The sequence below is a fragment of the Pseudomonas sp. SCPG-7 genome, assembly GCF_002156405.1.
In the GTDB taxonomy this organism is placed as follows: Bacteria; Pseudomonadota; Gammaproteobacteria; order Pseudomonadales; family Pseudomonadaceae; genus Aquipseudomonas; species Aquipseudomonas parakoreensis.
Window position 1 is genome coordinate 404490 of sequence record NZ_MVOO01000002.1, and the last position, 21627, is coordinate 426116.

At 61.1% G+C, this 21627-nt stretch carries 15 protein-coding genes; 5 read left to right on the forward strand and 10 right to left on the reverse strand.

All coding sequences use genetic code 11. The annotated features are described in order from the left end of the window. Positions 1-23: 23 nt before the first annotated feature. A complete protein-coding gene (locus B1722_RS06130) occupies positions 24-4082 on the forward strand; it encodes a neuraminidase-like domain-containing protein (RefSeq protein WP_086791844.1) in 4059 nt (1352 codons plus the stop codon). Then, positions 4075-8385: a hypothetical protein gene (locus B1722_RS06135; protein ID WP_086791847.1), complete on the forward strand. Its 4311-nt coding sequence runs from the start codon at positions 4075-4077 to the stop codon at positions 8383-8385. Before B1722_RS06130 ends, B1722_RS06135 begins: the two co-directional genes overlap by 8 nt. A gap of 17 nt (positions 8386-8402) precedes the next feature. On the opposite strand, the gene B1722_RS06140 is transcribed toward B1722_RS06135, so the two are convergent. From B1722_RS06140 to B1722_RS06165, 6 genes are all read right to left on the reverse strand, one after another. Next, positions 8403-9734: a DUF58 domain-containing protein gene (locus tag B1722_RS06140; RefSeq protein WP_086791849.1), complete on the reverse strand. Its 1332-nt coding sequence runs from the start codon at positions 9732-9734 to the stop codon at positions 8403-8405. 115 nt (positions 9735-9849) lie between these two features. Continuing rightward, positions 9850-10851, reverse strand: coding sequence for a MoxR family ATPase (locus B1722_RS06145; protein ID WP_041068499.1), 1002 nt, complete (start codon positions 10849-10851; stop codon positions 9850-9852). Next, the gene (locus B1722_RS06150; protein ID WP_041068500.1) at positions 10848-12011 is read right to left on the reverse strand and encodes a DUF4350 domain-containing protein; all 1164 of its coding nucleotides are present in this window, start codon (positions 12009-12011) and stop codon (positions 10848-10850) included. Before B1722_RS06150 ends, B1722_RS06145 begins: the two co-directional genes overlap by 4 nt. After that, a complete protein-coding gene (locus tag B1722_RS06155) occupies positions 12008-13552 on the reverse strand; it encodes a DUF4129 domain-containing protein (protein WP_086791851.1) in 1545 nt (514 codons plus the stop codon). The genes B1722_RS06150 and B1722_RS06155 overlap by 4 nt, the downstream gene beginning before the upstream one ends. Then, complete coding sequence (locus B1722_RS06160; protein ID WP_086791853.1) at positions 13539-14516, reverse strand: stage II sporulation protein M; 978 nt, start codon at positions 14514-14516, stop codon at positions 13539-13541. Before B1722_RS06160 ends, B1722_RS06155 begins: the two co-directional genes overlap by 14 nt. Further along, positions 14513-15238: an RDD family protein gene (locus B1722_RS06165; protein ID WP_041068506.1), complete on the reverse strand. Its 726-nt coding sequence runs from the start codon at positions 15236-15238 to the stop codon at positions 14513-14515. The genes B1722_RS06160 and B1722_RS06165 overlap by 4 nt, the downstream gene beginning before the upstream one ends. Before the next feature lie 181 nt (positions 15239-15419). Here B1722_RS06165 and sbcB point away from each other — a divergent pair, with 181 nt between their 5' ends. After that, positions 15420-16850 carry an exodeoxyribonuclease I gene (gene sbcB, locus B1722_RS06170; RefSeq protein WP_041068508.1) on the forward strand — a complete coding sequence of 477 codons (1431 nt, stop codon included), beginning with the start codon at positions 15420-15422 and terminating at the stop codon, positions 16848-16850. A 103-nt stretch (positions 16851-16953) separates the two neighbouring features. On the opposite strand, the gene mvaT is transcribed toward sbcB, so the two are convergent. After that, a complete protein-coding gene (gene mvaT, locus B1722_RS06175) occupies positions 16954-17331 on the reverse strand; it encodes a histone-like nucleoid-structuring protein MvaT (RefSeq protein ID WP_041068510.1) in 378 nt (125 codons plus the stop codon). Between the two features lie 338 nt (positions 17332-17669). On the opposite strand from mvaT, the gene purU reads away from it, so the two are divergent. Both purU and B1722_RS29555 read left to right on the forward strand, forming a co-directional pair. Continuing rightward, positions 17670-18518 carry a formyltetrahydrofolate deformylase gene (gene purU, locus B1722_RS06180; RefSeq protein ID WP_003227580.1) on the forward strand — a complete coding sequence of 283 codons (849 nt, stop codon included), beginning with the start codon at positions 17670-17672 and terminating at the stop codon, positions 18516-18518. Between the two features lie 89 nt (positions 18519-18607). Then, positions 18608-18781, forward strand: a complete 174-nt coding sequence (locus tag B1722_RS29555; protein ID WP_174376823.1) for a hypothetical protein — start codon at positions 18608-18610, stop codon at positions 18779-18781. Here B1722_RS29555 and B1722_RS06185 read toward each other — a convergent pair. From B1722_RS06185 to B1722_RS06195, 3 genes are read right to left on the reverse strand one after another with little or no spacing between them, the layout of a single operon-like run. Further along, positions 18765-19763: a lysylphosphatidylglycerol synthase transmembrane domain-containing protein gene (locus tag B1722_RS06185; protein WP_041068512.1), complete on the reverse strand. Its 999-nt coding sequence runs from the start codon at positions 19761-19763 to the stop codon at positions 18765-18767. The genes B1722_RS29555 and B1722_RS06185 overlap by 17 nt on opposite strands. Continuing rightward, the gene (locus B1722_RS06190; protein ID WP_086791855.1) at positions 19760-20536 is read right to left on the reverse strand and encodes a DUF2334 domain-containing protein; all 777 of its coding nucleotides are present in this window, start codon (positions 20534-20536) and stop codon (positions 19760-19762) included. Before B1722_RS06190 ends, B1722_RS06185 begins: the two co-directional genes overlap by 4 nt. Next, the gene (locus B1722_RS06195; protein WP_176393371.1) at positions 20529-21620 is read right to left on the reverse strand and encodes a glycosyltransferase family 1 protein; all 1092 of its coding nucleotides are present in this window, start codon (positions 21618-21620) and stop codon (positions 20529-20531) included. Before B1722_RS06195 ends, B1722_RS06190 begins: the two co-directional genes overlap by 8 nt. Positions 21621-21627: the final 7 nt, after the last annotated feature.

Below are 21627 nucleotides of genomic sequence, written 5' to 3' on the forward strand. Positions count from 1 at the left end.
ACCCCACGACTCAGGACAAGACCATGACCCAACGCAAATTGTCTCCCTTGTTGGAAAAACGCCGCGCAGCATTGGTCGAGTACTGCATCGGTCAGGCTGCCAGGAAGAATTACCCTTTCGTGAAAACGCCGCAGGATCTGTTCGAGTTATTGCGCATGGATCCGCTGGACAACTACCCGGTGCAAAGTTCATGGGTTGCCGAGGCGACCAGTTGCGCGCAGCAATTCATTCATGCGGCTTATCGCAAGCTTGAGCCAGGCTACCAAGACACCGCATTCCCGGCGGCGGAATTGAAGCTCTGGGAGCTGTACAGCAATTACCCCGACTGGGCGGCGCTGGCGTTGATCGCGGTCTATCCGGAAAACTTCATCAATCCCTTTGTGCGGCAACGCAAGACACGTCTGTTCAAGGCGCTGGAAAATGATTTGAATCAGACGCGTCTGACCGACGATTCGGTGCGGCGTGCGTTGCAGGGATATCTCAAGGCATTCGAACAGACCTGCAATCTGGACGTTATCAGCGCCTGTCTGGATGGCGATTCGCCAAGCCGTGCAACTTACTATTTCGTTGGTCGTCAGCGGGTGCAGCCGTTGCAGTATTACTGGCGCAAGGCCGACATCGAACTCACTGCTGCCGGTAATCCAGTCAACCCGGCGACATGGAGTGAATGGCAACCTATCGACATTCCGGTGGGGGGCCGGGTTCTGGATTTACGGCCGTTGTTCTGGGCGGGACGCATGTGTCTGGTGTGGGCCGAATGGCGCGACCAGGTGGGTAAAAAAGGGGAGGACGGCTATTTGCCCCCCAAGCTGGATATCAACCTGGCGTTCATGAGCCAGAACGCGGAATGGTCTGCACCCCTGAGCTTGTACAGCGCTGATCAGGACAGTGATACCGGTGCGGGTGCCCGGTTGCTGGCGATGACGTTGGCCGATGACCTCATTCACCCCAAGGGACGGCTGGGTGTATTGCTCACCAGCCCGGCGGGTCTGAACATACGCGCCACCCGTGATGTGTTTTTTCGTCCGCTGGCCGAAGACGACGGCACTTGGCTCAATCATCTGGCCACTCATCGCTTCACCGATATTTTGACCTTGCAACATCCGCTGACACCGAAGAATCAGCCAGTGGTCGCGATCAAGAGTGAGACTTCGGGGGCGCTGACGGATTATTACGGGCTGCAGGCGGTGTTTTCGGAGGAGGGCACAGAGGATTTTCTCTGGGTCAGGGGGCTGTGTCGGGAAAAGGGCGGAATCACCAGCGAAGTTGCCGAGTTTGAGCTGGCGTTCCGCGATGGTGCAGAAGGTGACCCTACACCTGTCAAGGCTTCAAAACCGGTTGCAGGGGGGTGGGCCACCGACTGGATGCACCTCAAGCGCTTGAAAGGAGGATTCACCGGGTTGTTCGAGTTCTCGTTGAGCAACGCCGAACAAGGCAGCAGGCAATTTACAGTCTCGCTGACCGGGATCACCCGTTTCGTGCCGCCGACGCTGGAAAAAAATACGCTGAATGCCGCGCAGTTCATCGGATTCAGACAGCCCGACATGTTGCCCCGCACACGCTTGAACTCGCTGTTCGGCCCGGAGCTGGTGCTGCGGAGCAATATTTCCGTGGATGCCGTACTGGACTGGGACACCCAGTTCCTGACGGAACCCCCTCCAGCTGCGGGTCCGATCGCTGAGCCGAACGGGGCGTTCGACGGGGCCAATGGTCTGTATTTCTGGGAGCTGTTTTTTCATCTGCCGCATTTGGTGGCGACCCGTTTGCGGGCTGAGGATCGCTATCTGGAGGCGCAGAACTGGCTGCATTATGTGTTCGATCCGCAAGCCGTTGAAACGTCGGTCGAACCGAAGAAGCCTCGTTATTGGCGCTGCCGTCCCCTGGCGAGCGAGGGGAACGCCGGGTACGAAACGCAGATGCCCACCGATCCTGATGCGATTGCCTATGCCGCGCCACGACACTATCGGATTCTGGTGTTCACCGAATACGTGAGAAACCTGGTCGCGTGGGGCGACTGGTACTACCGCCAGCTCACCCGCGATGCGCTGGTGGCGGCAAAACTGTGTTACGTACAAGCCGAGTTTCTGATGGGCAAACCGCCCTTTGCCCGGGCGGTCACTCGCTGGCAAGCGCGGACGGTAGATGACTTGTTGAAGCAGAGCACGAACCGCCCGACGCTCGAACAGTTCGAGCAGGAACTGCAGTTTTCTCCGGCAGACATTCCTCCGGCTGCCGAAGCGTCACCGTTGTTGGGCCTGCTGGCGAACGAGCCGTTCAAACTGCCGATCAACGAACAGTTGCTTGATCTGTTCGACTGGCCGGGCCAGCGTCTGAACAACCTGCGCAACAATCTGACCCTGGATGGCAAGCTACTGGATGTTCCGCTGTTCAGCCCGCCCACCGATCCCGACCAATTGTTGCGTGATCTGGCCGCTGGCGGGGTTGGCATGCCGCGGCCGATGGGCGGACGTCTGGTGGTGGGGGCCTTCCGCTGGCGGGTCACCTACGAGGCGGCCTTGCGCGCCGTGCAGACCTTGCAGGATTACGGCAGCCAGGTTTTGCGCCTGCTGGAACAGCGCGATCGGGCCGAGCAGGAAGAACTGCAACAAGAGCATCTCAAGGAACTGGGCGAATACGCCCACGCGATTCAAGAACAATCCATTGCCCAGCTTGAAGCGGGGCTCACGGCCCTGAGGCAGAGTCAGGCCATGGCCAGGCAGCGGGCCGATCGATACAAGGCCTGGTACGACGAACACATCAGCGATGCCGAATACCAGGTCATGGAAAAGCTGCAGGCCGTCAAATGGATGAATGCCGGGACGCACGCGATCAAGACCGGAGGCGCGGTCGTGGGGGCCCTGCCGAGCATTTTCGGCATGGCCAACGGTGGCCATCGTCCAGAAAAAATCGCCGATGCCGTGGTTTTTGGTCTGGAAATCGGCGCGATGCTGTTGCAGGTCGACGCGGATAAACAGGCCATCACCGAAAGCTACCGCCTGCGCCGCAGAGAGTGGGAATTGCAACGCGATCAGGCATTGGCCGAAGTCGCGGCGCTGGCCGAGCAGATCACCGCGCAAACATTCGCCCTCGAAGCGGCCAGGACGAGTCTGGAGCAAACCCGGCGGGCCAACGGTCAGGCTCTGACGCTCTACAACTATCTGAAAAAACGTGCGACCAACGCAGAATTGTTCGGTTGGCTTCTGGGTCAGCTCAAGGCCTTGCACTATCAGGCTTACGATGCGGTGGTCAGTCTGTGCCTGAGTGCCCGTGCGTCGTTGAGTGCTGAAACCGGCGATTACGAAACCGCGGAAGCGTTACCGCAGGTCTGGCTGGACAACCGTCACGGATTGACCGCCGGTGAGCATTTGCGCGAATACCTGCTGCGCATGGATCGCCTGTACCTGCAAAGCCATGAGCGCCGTCTGGAGCGGGTCAAGACCGTTTCGTTTCGACGGTTGTTCGATGACCGGGTTGATCCGCAGACGGGTTTTTCCGACTGGGCCCAGGCACTAAAAGAGCTGATCGACAAGGGCACGCTGGAGTTTCAGCTGACGCAGCTGTCATTCGATCGCGATCACCCCGGCGAGTATTGCCGGCAGATCAACCTGGTCGAGATCGATCTGCCCGGACTGCTCGGACCTTATCAGGATGTACAGGCGACGCTGCTGCAGATTGGCAGCATGACCGCTACCCAGGCCTCGGCACGCTCGGTCGAGTACCTGCATCAGCCGGCGGGCAAGGTGGCGCCGGCCGAGGTGCTGTTCAACTTGCGCAGTGGTCAGCAGATCGGTTTATCGGCAGGGCTCGCCGACACCGGCATGAACGCCGGTAAACCGGACGAGGGCTTGCTCAACCCGTTCGAGAACACCGGCGCGGTTTCGCGCTGGCAGTTGCACTTTCCCTGGCCCAAAAGCGAGGGGCAAGCGTCGATGCTCGAATCGCTTACCGACATCATTGTGCGCGTCCGGTACACGGCCAAGGCCGGTGAGCCGACGTTTACCCTCGCTGTCAAAGACCTGGTCACCCGGGCGCTGACTTCCCGCCAGTCACGTAATAATCAAGGAGCAGACCATCATGTTTGAACCGGTGATTCAGGCTAATGACAGTCTGGTGCTCAATGGGGATTTCCGTGAGGCTCTGAAGTTCTGGGAAAAGGGCGACAATCCCCGTGAGATTTCAGTCACCGGCGAGGTGTATGAAGATGTGCAGATTAAAGTGCTTACTGCGGGAAACTGTGCCTCTGTCTCTCAACAGTTCACTTTACCTTTGGAACCGGGTGCCAGCGCCAGGTATGTGCTGAGTTTTCTGTATGAAACGCGGCACACCGACCCGGGAAAAATGCTCATCACGGCTGAAAATGGCACCCTGCTGAGAGAAATACGGCTGCCGCCGGGCGACCCTCGCAACTCTGCAGAAGATCAGATCCGGATTGCCAGTGGGCAGCCGCTGGAATTCAAACCGAAGATCTACAACGCTCCGTTCGATCTGCCGGTGCAGCGCCAGGACAAGATTCGCCTCACAATCGTCGCTCCGGCCAATGCTGATCCCGAGGACTATCACCTGCAGGTTGTGATCACCCGCATTCGCCTGGACTTGCACCTTGCGCTGCCGCAGATGCGCACGGTTAGGGTAGACGCAGAGCACTTGTTGCCTGGCGAGTCGGTTTTTCTAGGTCTGGGCGCAACGGAGGACTTGCAGCACCGACTTGAGTTCATACTCGCCCCCGACAGTCCCTGGCTGCACACCAAAGCTGCGTTGGTGTGCGATGACAATCCACAAGGCGCCATTATTGCGACCCCTGACTGGGGCGTGGATCAACCACTCGATTCACCGTGGTTCCTTCAATGCCCGTTGATCGGTGACCAGGAACCTTACTTGTTCACGGTGCAACTGGTGAACCAGTTCACCGCCGAGCCTTACTCGATGCAGGTCTCGCTGGGGCATCACCGGCTGATGTTCGGTGAGGTGCTGGAGGCCGCGTATTTCCCGGTGCTGGAGTTGGAGCAATCAGTGCGTCTGGGGGTGCGAGTGGCGTCCTGGTACACCGGTCAGTTTCTGGCTGGGCGCACGGTGACCTGGGCCACAGAAGAGCGGGGGGTTCTGAGCACGACACCGACCGATCGGGAAGGCTGGGCGTATTTCGATTATCTTCCCGTTGCAGCAGGCGACATCGTCATTCTGGCCTCGGTGGCGAGCCCTTACTACGCCAGCGGGGTCGAGACCACGAAGCTGGACGTTCGTGTGCTGGCGACCGATCCATGGAAGGACGTACTGGCCGTGGTAGAAGGCGATGCCTCGCCCTGGGCGCAAAAGACCGGTTATCCCAATCGGGGTTCGACTTATCAGCTGAGTGTGCGGCTGCCTGAGGCGTTACGTGGCACCGAACTGGCGATGCGCTGGGAAGGCGATTCTGCGGCACAGTTGGGTGTGCGGGTACGTCCCGAGCTGGAGGAATGGGTGCCGTCCGACGCCGCTGACTTGAGCTGGGAACTGGACTGCCGGGACGAGCTTGACGGGCGTTTCCAGCTGCTGCTGTCGTGCTCGAAGTTGCTACTGCGTTCAAACGGGAAACAGATGTCATTGGCACGCAACCTGGTGCGCATTGGCGACGTTCAGGAGGCCAATAAGTTTCCCGTGGTGGACGAAGGCGAAAGTGTTCTGTTGCGGGTGCAGGTGGTGCATGTGGTCACCAGCGGCGACGGCGAGCCGGTCAACAATGCACGGGTGGACTGGCAGACGCCCGAAGGCACGATTGTCACCCGATCGGGGCTCGGCGGCTGGGCCAGTGTGCTGTATCAACCGAGCCGCGCCGGTGAGCTGCTGGTGACCGCTCGCGTGCGGGCACACGATGACGCGGTGCCGATGGAGCGAACGTTTGCAGTGACGGCGCTGGCCAGCAGTCCGTGGAAGAATCAGGTCAGGATTTTGTTCGACGATGTCGCAGTCGATCTGGCCGAGTTGGGGTTGCTGTGCTGGCGCGGAGCCCCCCATACACTGAAAGTCGAACCCACGGCCGGCAGTGTGCTGCTTGACCAGATGGTGACGCTGCAATGGCGGGGGGAGTCGCCGGGAATCGGGTTGACCGTCACGTCTATCGGCGAGCCGCGCAAGCTTGAGGCAAAAGGGCTGGAGTGGACGTTCAGTTCGCAGGTCGCCTCGAGTACCAGCAGTCTGTTCAGCCTGACCTTGAGCAGTCCGGTGCTGGCCGCACCCCGGGAGTTGTTCGGTCGGCTGATCTCTACGGAGCTTGTAGATGAACTGACGGTGATGCTGGATCAGATGACTGCGACCATCGCCAGTCAGAGAATGTTTCCTTGCATCGGGGCCACGCACAGCTTGCGCTACCTGCCCAATGCCTTGAGCCCTCTGGTGGGGCTGCAGGGGACGTTGATGTGGCTGGGAACCCCGGCTGAAGAGCTGGACGCGAGCGTCGAGCCTCCGCTCGATACTGCCCGGCCACTCGAAGACGGCGGTGTCGGATGGGTACTGGACTTCAGCGCGAGCAAGGTCTCCGGCACCTTTATGCTGGGTCTTTATTTGCCGGCATTGAACCTGTCCATGACCGCCAACCCGATGCAGCTCGGCCACAACAAGTTGCGAATCGAAGACTGGCGTGAGTCTGCGGTCGATGCCGTCCTTGGCAAGGATAAAGCCTGGAGCTGGATCCGGGTGGTCTCGGCTTTCACCCACCAGGCAGTCGCGCAGGTGGCGGTGCAGTGGACGAGCGCAATCGGCTCCGACACTGTCGCCAGCGATGACCTCGGCTGGTCGGGGTTTGGCCTGCTGCCGGTTACGGCGGGTCAGCAGGAGGTGGTGGCTAACGTGCACAGCCGCTTTGATGGCTACGAAGAGCAGCGTGCCCTGTCCTTTACGGCACTTGCCCGTGACCCTTGGGAGGATGTGCGGGTGCGGTTCGATGGGCATGATGAACATCCATGGGGCAGTCACACCTTCTTTCCGCGACGCAACGGTTCACATGTCGTCGAAGTGCTGTTCCCGGACAACAGCCCGTTACTGGAGCAGGATCTGACCTTGGGATCGACCGGTACCGGGCCCGTGGAACTGGGGCTGAGTTTCGAACCCGCACTCGGCGCGCCACGCCAGCCTTCAGCCTTCGGTTTTCTGCGCTATTCCTTGCGTTGCGCCGACCTGAAGGACGGCAGCTTCGCGCTGCGCCTTGGAGCCGAGCGCCTCGCCAGCCTGTCGCCGGCCAACGCGATGTCGTTGGGGGAGGGCGCGCAGGTGTGGAAGCTTCTTACCAGTAGCAGCGCTCAGCAAGTACTGGAATGGGAGCAGGAACTGGTCGAGCAGGTGAAAGTGGTGTCGTCCGTTTCCGGTCAAGGTATTGCCGGCGTATTGGTGACCTGGCGCAACGAAGATCTGGGGACGACCACCAGTCTGACCGACTTTTATGGTGTTGCCACTGTGCGCTTCAAACCGCAGACGCCGGGCCCGGCGGTAGTGACGGCGAAGGTGGGAGAGACGGCGCATGGGGAATCGGTTGAGCTGCGGTATACGCTTGAAGAACCGCGCGTCATCAGCGAATTGTACGAACCGGAAGACTCTCGTTTGCCACCCAATGAGGAACGCGCGCGAGCCATCGCCAAAGTGGTGTCGGCACGCACCGGTTTGCCGCTGGCGGGGGTGCAGGTGCGCTGGGATTTTGCTGGCAGTGCCTTGACGCCGTCGGTGACGGATGAGGAGGGGCTTGCGCGTTTGACCTTTACCTATTCTGCTGAGCAGGATGCCATATTGTCTGCCACGGTCAGTGGTGGAGTAGGCGGTTGGGATATGGCGCAGTTGGTGTATGGCGGGCTGGTGCCGGTGATTGAGTCGTTGACCAGTTTGTACAGTGACATCAACTTGGGGCAGTCAGTCAGCGCGGTTGTGCGTGTAGTTTCCCGGAATGATGGCCAACCGCTGGAAGGGATTAAAGTCCGGTGGCGGATGCCTGGTCTGGATTTGCCTGTCACCGCCACAAATGAGGATGGCAAGTCGACACTGCAACTGAGCCCGAACGAGTTGGGGCCGAACAGGCTCGAAGCGACTGTTGGTCTTGGAAGTTCCAAAACATGGACTTTTTACGTATTCGATCCTGCACAAATTCCCATGTTTGCGCGCATCACTAATCTCTCACCGCAAAATGTTGTCGGCAGCGAGGCACATGTCGAAGTCAGAATCATAGACCAGCAGACACGGCTGCCTGTAGCCAACAGAAATATTGCGTGGTTCTATTCGAATTTGTCGCTGGCCTCGATGAGGTCCGACGCTGACGGGATCGCCTACGTCAAATTCATCTTCCCGCGAGCAGGTCGGGAAAAACTGAGCGCCCAAACCTTTTTGGCCTTCGTGGAGCTGTTCATTACCGTAACTGAGAACTTGTGAGGGAACGGCAGACGGGCTCAGAGCGTACCGGCCTTCTTCCAGTTGAGGTACTCAGTAACCAGTGCGGCGCTCAGCTCTGCGGGTTGTACATCAAGCACTTGGACTGCCTGCGCATTCAACTGCTCATGCAGCTCGGCCCGGGCATTGAGGTAATCCACCGTGCCGCAATAAGCCAGTGCTTCGGGCAGCGTTTGTACTGGAGCATTGCGCACGCGATCTAGGGTTTCCTCGCGCAGGCTGACCACCAGCACTTGATGCTGCTGGCTCAGACGTTTGACGCTGGCGAGAAGGTCTTCGGTGTCCTCGTCACGCAGGTTGGTCAGCAGCACGATCAGCGCCCGGCGCTTCTGCCGCGCCAACAGCTGATTGGTCGCGGTTGAATAGTCGGCAGGACGCTGACTGCTGTCCAGATCATAAACGGCGTTGAGCAGGACCTTGAGCTGACTGGCACCCTTGATCGGCGCGAGAAAACGCGGTTGCGCGACGGCGAATGTGCTCAGCCCCACGGCATCACCCTGACGCAGGGCCACGTGGCTCAGCAGCAGACACGCATTCAGCGCATGGTCGAAATGCGACAGCTCACCATCCTGGCTGCGCATTTGCCGGCCGCAATCGAGCATGAACATGAGCTGTTGATCACGCTCGTCCTGATACTCGCGGGCAATCGGCGTGCGCTGACGGGCGGTGGCTTTCCAGTCGATCTGGCGCAGGCTGTCGCCCTCGCGAAATTCGCGCAGTTGATGAAATTCCATCCCCTGGCCACGACGCTGGCGCTGACGTACGCCGAGCTGGCTGAGCCAATTGTCCACTGCGAGCAGTTCGCCGCCGTACAGCCGGGCGAAGTCGGGATAGACGCGGATCTCGCCGCGCACGTCGAGCAGGCGTTTGCCTGTCCACAGACCGAACGGGCTGGGCAGATTGATTTCGCAATGCTCGAAGCTGAAGTGGCCACGCTTGAGCGGGCGCAGGCGATAGCCGACCTCGCTGTATTGCCCGGGTTGCAGTTCGACCGCCAGCGGCAGGTTTTCGAAGCTCAGCCCCCGTGGCACATGGTCGAAAATATCCACCGCAACCGGTTCTTTGAAGTCATGGCTGAGCTGCAGCCGTGCCTCGCTCCAGCGTCCGAGCGCCAGGCTGCCGGGCGTCTGGCGCTGTATACGCGGCGACGGCAGGTGGCTGAGGCGCAGCGCATCGATGATCGCCAGTACCAGCAGCGCCAGGAGCAAGCCCCAGTTGACCGCCGACAGCGGGGCGGGCACGTCGATGTCGAGGGCTTGCAGGGTGCCCGTGAGGATACCGATGAGGCACAGGGCGGCGAGCCAGATCAATAACAGGCGCGAAGGTTTCATGGCGCTGTACCGGGTTGTCTGCTGAAAAGATCGCAGCCTGCGGCAGCTCCTACAGGGAGCGTGATTCCGTGTAGGAGCTGCCGAAGGCTGCGATCTTTTGATCTTTCCTGAACTCTCACAAGCGCGGCGCCGGCACTTGGTCGAGCAACTGCTGCAGCACCTGATCGACCTGCAGGCCTTCGATGTCCAGCTCTGGCGCTACTCGCACCCGATGGCGCAGCACCGAGAGCGCGCAACCCTTGATGTCATCAGGGATCACGAACTCGCCGCCACGCAGCAACGCACGGGCGCGGGCGCATCGCACCAGCGCAATCGAGGCTCGCGGGCCAGCGCCGAGGGTCAGGCCGGGCCAGGAGCGGGTGCTGCGTGCCAGTCGCACCGCGTAATCCAGCACTTGGTCGTCAATCGGCAGGTCGCTGGCGATGCGTTGCAAGGCCTGCACATCCTTGGCCTGCAAGACCGTGCGCAGCGGTTGCACATCGAGCATGTCGGCACGGGTCGAGCGGCTGACCTGACGCACCATGTTCAACTCCTGCTCGGCCTCCGGGTAATCCATGCGCACCTTGAGCATGAAGCGGTCGAGCTCGGCTTCCGGCAGCGGATAAGTGCCTTCCTGTTCGATCGGGTTTTGCGTGGCGAGCACCATGAACGGCTGGGGTATCGGCAGCGCCCGGCCTTCGAGGGTGACCTGGCGTTCCTGCATGGCTTCGAGCAATGCGGCTTGAGTCTTGGCCGGGGCGCGGTTGATTTCGTCGGCCAGCAGCAGGTGGGTGAACAACGGCCCTTTGCGCAGCTTGAATTGTTCGCTTTGCAGGTCGTAGACCGCGTGGCCGGTGACGTCGCTGGGCATCAGGTCCGGGGTGAACTGGATGCGCGCGAACTCGCCGCCGAAGCATTTCGCCAGGGCGCGAACCAGCAGCGTCTTGCCAAGTCCGGGGACGCCTTCGAGCAGCACGTGGCCGCCGGCGATCAATGCGGTCAGCACGTCGTCGATCACGCTGTTCTGGCCGATCAAGGCCTTCTGCAATTCGCCGCGCAGCGCTTGCGCCAACTGGCTGGCACGCTGGCGTTGCTGGGCGGCGTGAGTGGCGCTGCCGGGCTCGATCTGTTCACTCATAGCGTGTTCCTCAAGGTTTGCAGGTGGGCCACCTGGCGACTGAAATCGGCGCTGCTCATGCGCTGTTTCGGCACCGGGCTCAGGGCTTGGCTGATGGCGCGGGTCGGCTGTCGGGTCAGGCGCGACAGCACCAGCCATTGCTCAGCCACATTCAACTGGTCGAAGCCGGGATGGCGGCGGCGAGCGCGGCGCAGCACATCCTGTTGCAGGGCTTGCAACAGCGTGTGCTGACCGTTGTGGCGCAGGATGAAATCAGCACTGGTGCGCAAGTGTTCCTGCAACTGGCGACGGCCACTCGGGGCAGGTGCCTGCAGTGGCCCCTGGCGCACAGCAACGTGCCACAAACCAAGGACGATCAGCGCCAGCAGGGCGACGATGGCTTGCGGGAAGTAGCGCCAGAGCAAGGTCAGCAGACCATCGTGCGCCGTGCTGTAAATCAGCGTGACGTCGGTGTCGGCGCTCAGGTACCAGAGCAGCCAGGCGTTGTCGTGCTTGCCGATAGCCGGGGTTTTCCACAGTTCGGCATCGGTGACCACCGTGATCGAGCCGACGCCGTAGGGTAATTGCATCATGTGCGTGGCCTTGGCGCTGTTGGCCCAGGCCTGGGCGAGATTCTTCGGGTCGTCCAGATGGAACGCGGTGTCGAAACCGGCGTAGGCCGGCGCGTCCTCGTCTTCGAGGTAGAGTTTGGTCAGGTTCGGGTACGGGTCATCGGCCAGGTCCGCCGGCGGTTCCTTGAGATCCTTGCTCAGCGACTGGTGCAACTGCACCCGGTCCAGCAACAGGTCATCGCTCTGTTTGGCCTGCTTGTCCCACAACGCTTCGGCCACGAACACGATTCGCCCGCCGGCGCGAGCCCAGTTCAACACTTGATCAACTTGCCGTGGTGTCATCCGCGAACGCTCGCCAAACAACAGCAGGGTATGCCGGCGCGGATCAATATCGGGCAGCACCGCCAGCGTTTCGGCATGGCTGACGTTGAGGCCGTGCTCGCGCAAAAACATTTCTGCCGCCAGATAAGGATTGGCTTGCGCCTGGGGCGACGGGCCGTGATCGATCACTTCCTGATAGGGCCGGGCCTTGAGGTACAGATAAACGCTCAACGCGGCGAGCAGGGCGACGATCAGCCCGACAAGCAGCCACGCGCTGCGCCGGCTCAAGCGTGCGCTCCATGGTCGAACAAGGCGCGCCAACCGTCACACAGTTCTTGTCGCAGATGGGCCGCCGGCTCGCGGTGCCCATAGGCCATGTTCTGCCAGTGCAGCGTCAGGCTGCGACTGAACGCCAGCAGTTCAGGGCGCTGCAATTGCTCAACCCGCAGCAGTACCTGATGCTCGGTGTCGGCGGGTTTCAAGGTCAGGGCAAAATCGTGCAGCAGACGGCTGAGCAATCCGCGATAGAGCAGGCCCAGCGCGGCGCGCGGCTGGGTTTGCCAGAGTTGTTCGGCGCTGGCGGCGATGTCGTCGGGCAGGGATTGCGGGTTCAGGTCAAGGCCGAATGCTTGCTGTGGAGCAGGAGGCCGGACGCGCGCGGGCGGCTTCGGCCGACGGCTGACGAAGGTGCGCAGGAATTCGCGGTAGCGCCAGATCAGCCAGCCGATAGCCGCGAGCAACGCGCCCCACAGCAGCACTTCGATCAAGACCGCCAAAGCATTGAAGCGTTGACCGTCGAGCCAGCCGAGCAGGGTTTTCAGCCATTGCGGGGCCTCGCCGGGTTTGCTCTCGGCCGGGGCTGCCGGGTCGTCACCCAAGCGATAGCGGGTCACGCTTTCCTTGTTCTTGAACGGTGGTTGCTCGAGCAGCGCCTTGATACTGTCGTGCGCAGCCAGACTGGTCAGCGGTTGATTCAGCAGGCGAGGTGCCTCCGGGGCGTTGGCCGGCGCATCCGCCCACGCCGGCGGCACTGTCGGCAACCATAGACAAACGGCCAACAGCAGGCCCAGAGCGCTGCCGCTCAGGCGCTGGCGCAAACGGCGGAATACCAGTTCGATGTCCCACGCCTCCAGTACAGTGCGTCGGTTCAGATACAGACTGAAACCGCAGGCGACATACACCGGTTCCCAGAGCACCAGTACCAGCGCGTAGAAAGCGTTGGTCAGGTGCTCCAGCCAACGCCAGTGGTGATCGCTGTCGAGGATCAGCGATTGCCAGTCCCAGTCGGTTTCGATCTGCTGCGGCAGGAGCATGTAGAACAGCACCATCAGGCCGATCCACAGCGCGGTCTCTAGGTGCATGCCGATGATCGTCAGCCATTGCGCGGCGCCGGCATTGCGTTGCAGCAACACCTGCAAGCGCTGCTGACGCGCCGTGCCGTCGAGGCCTTCGAGTTGCACCACCGGCAGCAGGAAGCTGCGACTCAGGCTCAGGCGGCGCCAGGTCAGGCTGGCCAGCAGCTGTGGTTTCAACAGCCGCGGAAATTCGCGCAGGGCCTGTTTCAGCGTGGGCGTTTCGCCGAACAGGGCCTTGGACAGGATGTACAGCGGCAGGCGCTCGTACGCCGGTTTCAGCCACCAGAAAATCAATACCGCCAGCGACGGCGAATCCCACAGCAGCAAGGTCAGCACGGCGAACAGCGGCAGGGTGACGATGGCCCAACTGGTCATCAACAGGCGTCGATGCTGCTGGCTCATGAGCACGCCCAGGTCCATGGCTTCCCAGCTGCTGCGCGGGCGGATCGCCACGGTGGCATCACTCAGGCGCATGGCGTGTCTTTCCGGCGAGCAGCAGATAAGCCGCGACGGCGATCCACAGCGCAGCACCGACCGCGTATTTGATCTGCGGCGTGACCCCGGTCTTCGACGACCAGTACGCTTCGATGAACGCCGCGATCAACAGGAACAGCATGACCCCGCACACCAGCAGCACGCTTTTGCGCGCGGCCTCCACCAGCGCTTCGCCGCGCGTCAGCCGCCCGGGCGCAATCACGCTCCAGCCCAGTTTCAGCCCCGCCGCCCCCGCCAGGGCAATGGCCGTCAGCTCGAAGGCGCCGTGGCCGATCACGAATGACCAGAACGTCTGGCCAAAACCGATTTCGGTCAGGTGCCCGGCCACCGCACCGATGACCAGCCCGTTGTAGAACAGGAAAAATGCGCTGCCCACGCCCAGCAGCAAACCGCTAGCGAAGGTCTGGAAGGCGATACCGATGTTGTTCATCACGTAATAGCCGAACATCACCCAGTCCTCACTGGCCGCCCGCTCGGCCGAGCGCCCGAGATGCCCGGCCACCGGGTCGTACATGCTCTGCATCTCGCGCACCTGTTCGGCGGGGATCAGGTTGTAGATCAGTTCGGGAAAGGCATACACCAGCAAGGCGAAGCCGATCAGGCTGCCGAAAAACACCAGGCCAGCGGCCAGCACGAACGGCCATTCGGCGCGCACCAGCCGGGGGAAGTCAGCGAGGATGAAACCGAGCAGGTTGGCGGCGAAGCGACTGCGGTGCCGATACAGCTGCTGGTGGCCGCGCAACACCAGTTGTTGCAGCGAGTCGATCAGAAAACTGCTGTAGCCGCGCTCCTGCGCCAATGCCAGATGCTGGCAGAGGCGTCGATAAGCCTTGGGGAATCCGGCCACCTGCGAAGTGTCCTTGCCACGTTCGAGGCGTTCCAGAGCCAGCGTGAAACGCACCCATTCGGCCTTGTGGCGAGCTTCGAAAAGACTTTGCTTCATGTCGGACCCAGCAAGCCGCGTGCGATGCCATTGAGCTCGCTGACCGCTTTGGGCGCCGGGATGTGCAGCGGCTGGGCGAGCAGGGCGGCCAGCTCATTGACCCGCGCCGGCGACAGTTCGGCCTGGCGTTCGGCGAAGGCGAGCAGGGCCCGTTGTTCACTGAGGTTGAGCGGTACGGGCGAGCGGCGCGGCTGGACGTCGGGTAATTGTGGGCGAAGCAGGGCGGGTTCGCTGTAGACCACCAGAGTGCCGGCGGCGATGTCGCCCAGGCGTTTGAAGGTGGGATGTTGCAGGCAACTGATGGCGCCAAAGGCGTAACCGAAGGGCAGCAGATCGACAAAGCGCAGCAGGTTGCGCAGCAGTGACGCCGACCAGCCGACCGGTGTGCCGTTGTCGTGGATCACTCGCAGGCCCATCCATTGCTTGCCTGGCGAACGGCCCTGACGCAGCACTTCGAACAGCACCATGTACCACCAGCTGACGGCAAACAGCAACAACGAACCCAGGCCCATGCCGAGCTGGCCAAGAAACGCCAGCACCAGGAACAGCACGCCGAGGATGGCGCCGCGAATGCCCAGGTCGATGCCGAAGGCGAGGCTGCGCACCAACAGACCGGCCGGGCGCAACGGCAGGTCGATGCCCTCCGGGGTTTCCACTGGATAGCGGGTATCGAGTGGCGGGTTCAGCGGTGCTTTCCGTGGCAGTGCTGTGTTCTCGAGCATGGGCTACCTGAGGGGGCCGGATCGGGATACGAGATTTGTCCGATGCTAGCAGCCTCTTGGGGGAAAACGACATAACTATGTATTGCACCGCGTGTGGCGAAGGCTGGCCGAATGACACGGCGCTGGCCGCAATGGCGGTTGAACGCCTAGACTTTGCCGATCTCAAGTTCAGGAACCGCCCGTGACTTCAATCTTCTGGTACGACTACGAAACCACCGGCATCAATCCGCGCAATGACCGTCCGCTGCAGGTCGCCGGGATTCGCACCGACCACGATCTCAATGAAATCGACGAACCGGTCAACCTCTACTGCCAGCCCAGCGAAGACATCCTGCCGCACCCGGCGGCGTGCGCCATTACCGGTATCACCCCGAGCCGTCTCGCCGAACAGGGTTTGAGCGAAGCCGACTTCATGACTCGGGTGCATGCGCAACTGGCGGCACCCGGAACTTGCGGTGCGGGTTACAACACCCTGCGTTTCGACGACGAGATGACCCGCTACAGCCTCTATCGCAATTTCTTCGACCCGTATGCCCGTGAATGGCAGGGCGGCAACAGTCGTTGGGACCTGATCGATGTGGTGCGCGCCGCGTATGCATTGCGCCCCGACGGTCTGGTCTGGCCGACCGATGACGAAGGCAAGGTCACCCTCAAGCTCGAACGCCTGACGGTCGCCAACAACATCGACCATGGGCATGCTCACGAAGCGCTGTCGGACGTACGTGCCACCATCGCCCTGGCGCGGTTGATCCGCGAGAAACAGCCGAAGTTGTATGAGTGGCTGTTCCAACTGCGCAGCAAACAGAAAGTCATGGATCAGATTCGCCTGTTGCAGCCGCTGGTGCACATCTCCGGGCGCTTTTCGGCGGCGCGCCACTATGTTGGTGTGGTATTGCCATTGGCCTGGCATCCGCGCAATCGCAATGCCCTGATCGTCTGTGACTTGCACCTTGACCCGCAAGGTCTGCTCGATCTGGACGCCGAAACGCTGCGTCAGCGCCTGTACACCCGTCGCGACGACCTCGCCGAGGGGGAACTGCCGGTGCCGCTCAAACTGATTCACATCAACCGTTGTCCGGTGGTGGCGCCGTTGTCGGTATTGCGTGCCGCAGATCAGCAGCGCCTGGACCTGGACATGGCGCTGTATCAGGCGCGTGCGCTGCGGCTAAGTGACGCACAACAAGTTTGGAAAGATAAAGTAACGGCAATTTATGCCAGCGAAGATTTCACCCCGAATGAAGATCCGGAACAGCAGTTGTACGATGGATTTATCGGTGATCGCGATCGGCGCCTGTGCGAGCAAGTGAGGACAGCGGATCCGGCGCAATTAGCGCAAGAGCACTGGCCGTTCGATGATGAACGTCTACCGGAATTACTCTTTCGATATCGCGCACGCAACTTTCCCGATACGTTGAGTTTTGCCGAGCAAGAGCGCTGGAGAATATTCTGTCAGCAGCGTTTGTCCGAGCCGCACATGGGCGCACCTAATACCCTGCAATCTTTTGCCGAAGCCGCGCAGCAATGGGCGCTTAGTGCTACGCCGATGCAGAATCAAGTGCTCAATGAGTGGCAGAATTATGTCCAGGCATTGCGCAAACGTTTGAATCTTTGAAATCGAACATAGTGCGTCGATGAAACATCACGCATAAAAAAACGCCAGCGTATGCTGGCGTTTTTCATGGGTCGCAGAGGCTATCGGCGACCGGCGTTGCGGCTTAGCCCAGCAGGGTAGCCCAGCCTTCAACCACGTCACCGCCCCACTTGGCTTTCCACTCTTTCAGCGTCTTGTGGTTGCCACCTTTGGTTTCGATGACTTCGCCGTTGTGCGGGTTTTTGTATTGTTTAACTTTGCGTGCGCGCTTGGTGCCAGTAGTTTTGACTGCGACGCCACGGGTGCCTTTGGTTTTCGATTCCGGATCCAGCAGGGCGATGATGTCGCGCAGGGACTTGGAGTATTCGCCCATCAGGGTGCGCAGTTTGCCTTCGAATTCCAGCTCGGCTTGCAATTTGTCGTCTTGCGACAGATTCTTCAAACGGGCTTGCAGCTCTTTGATAGCTTCTTCGGTGGCGCGATATTCGTTGATCAAGGACATGGTAACTACCTTATGCGGATGTGTTGAATGGCAGGGGACAGTGCGGCAATAATAGTCAGGCTGTTTCATCAAGTAAACATTTAAGCGGTTTTTTTATTTGAATTAGTTACGTGAAATAACCGGTAAATTGAATGGTCATCTAAATAATGTGATGCAGTCATCACGAATATTCACAATTATCTGGCCGAACAGCTTCACGAGCACATCATCGCTTTGTCGTACAGTGCGCTCAGGCGCCATGAATCGCGCCTTCTCGGGGCGAGTGCTGATCAATACTGCAGTTTCCGCGCACAGTCGCTAGAATGGCCGCCTTTGCGAAGTTCTGGAGTTTCCCCCTCATGCGCACCTTTCGGTTGGTGATTTCCTGCCCTGACCGCGTTGGCATCGTTGCCAAAGTCAGTAACTTTCTGGCATCCCACAACGGCTGGATCACCGAAGCGAGCCATCACTCGGATAATCAGAACGGCTGGTTCTTCATGCGTCACGAGATCCGCGCCGATTCGCTGCCGTTCGGTATCGAAGTGCTGCGCGAGAAGTTTGCGCCGATTGCCGAAGAGTTCTCGATGGACTGGCGAATCACTGATACCGAGCAGAAGAAACGCGTGGTGCTGATGGCCAGCCGCGAATCCCACTGCCTGGCCGACTTGCTGCACCGCTGGCACAGCGACGAGCTCGATTGCGAAATCTCCTGCGTGATTTCCAACCACAATGACCTGCGCAGCATGGTCGAGTGGCACGGCATTCCTTATTACCATGTCCCGGTCAATCCGCAGGACAAGGAGCCAGCGTTCGCCGAAGTCTCGCGTCTGGTCAAACAGCACGACGCCGAAGTGGTGGTGCTGGCGCGCTACATGCAGATCCTGCCGCCGGCGCTGTGCCGCGAATACGCGCACAAGGTGATCAACATTCACCACAGCTTCCTGCCGTCGTTCGTCGGTGCCAAGCCGTACCATCAGGCGTCGTTGCGCGGCGTGAAGCTGATCGGCGCGACTTGCCACTACGTGACCGAAGAGCTGGACGCCGGTCCGATCATCGAGCAGGACGTGGTGCGCGTCAGCCACAGCGACAGCATCGAAGACATGGTGCGTTTCGGCCGTGACGTCGAGAAGATGGTGTTGGCCCGTGGCCTGCGTTATCACCTCGAAGACCGCGTGCTGGTGCACGGCAACAAGACCGTGGTGTTCTGATCTACCCCACGCGTGCTTGAATAAAGAAGGGCCTGGGCGTTCAATCGTCCCAGGCCCTTTTTTCGTTTCAGCCCCTTGAGGAACTGCCCGTGAGCGACCCACTGGACAAAGCCACTTCGAAAGCGCCAGCCACATTGGGCGAAGGTTGTCTGAGCCGTTTTGACCCGGATGACCTGAGCCCGGAAGACGGCACCGAGTTTCCCGGCGCCGCCGAGTTGTGGGAGCAGATGAAGGAGACGGACGAACCTAAGAAGCCTGCCTGAACTTCAGCAGCTTCTTGAGCAGCGGCCGCCCGAGCATCAACAGAAACACCGGGCCGCCCACCACCAGATAGAAATAGAACGTCACCACCCGCCAGATCAGAATCGCTGCCGCCGCGGTGGATTTGCCGACCATCGGTGCCAGCAGCGCCGCCGAAGTCAGTTCCGCCGCCCCCGCGCCACCGGGCAACAGGCTCATTTGACCAGCTCCCAGCGACAGCATCTGCACCAGAAAACTCCAGGCCCACTGCAGGTCCGCGCCGAGTCCGCGCAGGGCCAGATACAGCACGCTGTAACGCAGCAGCCAGTGCATGCAGGTCAGGGCGAAAACCTTGGTCAGCGTCTGCCACGGCAACTTGAGTGTGTCGATAAACGCATCGAGAAAATGCAGCAGCTTGCGTGCCCAGCGCCGGCGCGTGGCCGGTTGCACATTGAGGCGGGCGAGCAGGCGTCCGCTCAGAAGAAGCAGTCGACGGTGGTAGCGCGCCAGCAGCACGCAACTGAACAACCCACCGAACAGTGACACGGCGCTGACCATCAGCAGCCACTCCAGACGATCACTGAGGTGCTGGAACAACGCGTAAATCAGAATCCCGCTCAGGGCGCAGAGAAAGAACAGCAGATCGCTCAACTGATCCATGGCAAACACCGCACTGCCTCGGGCCGGGCGCACGCCGCTGCGCGCCAGCAAGGCCATGATCGTCAGCGGCCCGCCACTGCCGCCGGGCGTGGCGCAGTAGGCGAACTCCGCGGCCATCACCACACCGAGGCTTTTCAGCGGCGTGACCCGATCCCGCTGATCGCCCAGCAGCAGGCGCAGGCGCAGGGTGTTGATGCCCCAGCAGAGCAGAATCATGCCGAACATGATCAGCAGCCAGTGCAGCGGAAAGTTCTGCAACCGCGCGCCGATCTCGCCGCCGCCGAGCAGCACCGGGATCAGTACAGCGGCGAGCAGGCCGATCAACAACACAATGCCGCGACTCATGCAGCGTGCTCCATTCGCTCGCGGTGATCGGTGAGCCAGTCGATTTTGCTCATGGGCGTGCGTCCTTCTGCCAGCAGCCGTTCAAGGGTTTGCAGCCAGTAATCACGCGCGAAGGCGTGGCGCATGTCTACCGGATGCAAGCCTAGACGAATCACCGCGGCGTCGCGCCAGTGCTGTTGGCGCTGTTCGCTGACGATTTTTGACAAACCCCGGCGCCAGGCACTGCGCGCGCTCCAGACCAGACCCGGGGCGTTGATGGCGGTGAAATCCGGCAGTTGATAAAGATGTTGCGGGTCGCTGGTGTAGCTCAATGGCGTTTCACGAAGGGCCTGGCGGGTGCCCTCGCTCATCAGCCAGGCCGGGGCGACGAAGCCGTGCAACGGCCAGCCATTGCGCCGGAACAGTTCGATGCCGTGGCGCAGGCGAGCCTGCGCCGCTTCCCGGGACAGGCGATAAAACTCACCCTCGTGGGTGTAGATGCGGCGCATAAACCAGTCGCGGGGCGTGGTCGGGGCTGGCTCGCGGTCGTCATGGTAATAGCCGTGCAAGGCCAGTTCATCGCCACGGACAAGCCGCTCGCCGAGCATTCGGCAGAACGCGGGATGATCCTCAAGCGCATCGTGACCATGGAAATCCGGAACGACCAGCCAGGTCATCGGCACGCCACCCATTGCGTCGACCGCCTCGACAAATGGCCGATAATCCGTCCACGTCGACGGCGCCACGTCGTGCAGCACCAGCAGCACTGCGCGGTCATTCAAGGAATCAGCCATTGGCCACTCTTTGCCGCGAGTGACCGAGCACCGCGTGGTAATGACCGAGCAGACTGTCGACCACGCTGTCCCAGGAATAACGCCGTTCGACATGTTGTCGCGCTTGTCGGCCGAGTTTCAGGCAGCCGCGACTGAACAGCTCGCGCACCGCATTGGCCATGGCTTGCGGGTTGTTCGGTGCACAGAGCAAGCCGCAGTCTTCGGCGATGATTTCTTCAAACGCACCGGCCGCCACGGCGACTACCGGAATCCCGGAGGCCATGGCTTCGAGGATCACCAAACCGAAGGTTTCCTGATCGCCGGCATGGATCAGGGCGTCGGCGCTGGCCATTAATCGCGCCACGGTGGCGGCAGGACAGAACCCGTCGATCACGCTGACATTGTCCGGCACCACGGCGGGCATCGATGAACCGACCAGCAACAGGTGATAGCGCGGGCCGAGGCGTTGCATGCATTGGAGCAGCACCGGCAGGTTCTTCTCTTTGGAGCCGCGTCCGGCAAAGATCAGCAGACGGGTGTCTTCGGCAATTCCCAGTTCGGCGCGCAAACCCTTGTCGCGGGCGCCAGGATGGAAAGTTTGCAGATCCACCCCCAGCGGCTGCACGAACACGTTGCGCACCCCCAGGCCCCGGAGCTTGTCGGCCATCACCTGACTCGGCGCCAGCACCCGGTCGAAGTTGCCGTACAGTTTGCTGACGTAAGCCTCGACATTCGGCGTGAGCCAATGGCCCATTCGGTTACTCACCAGCAACGGCAGGTCCGAGTGATAAAAGCCGATCACCGGTACATCCAGTTGACGCCGCGCGTCGAGCGCCGCCCAGGCAGTCAGGTACGGGTCGCCGACTTCGATCAGATCCGGTTGCAAGTCCTGCAGGACATTGCGCCACGGCGCAAGACGCACGGGGAAGCGATAACCTTTGCCGAAGGGCAGGGCGGGTGCGGGCACTGTGTAGACGCCGTCGTGTTCACCGAAGTGCGCACCGGGGATCAACAGGCTGTGGCGAATGCCCGGTTTGACGCCCAATCGTCGATGCTTGGCGTCCAGGTACGTGCGTACGCCGCCGCTAGCCGGGGCGTAGAACATGGTGATA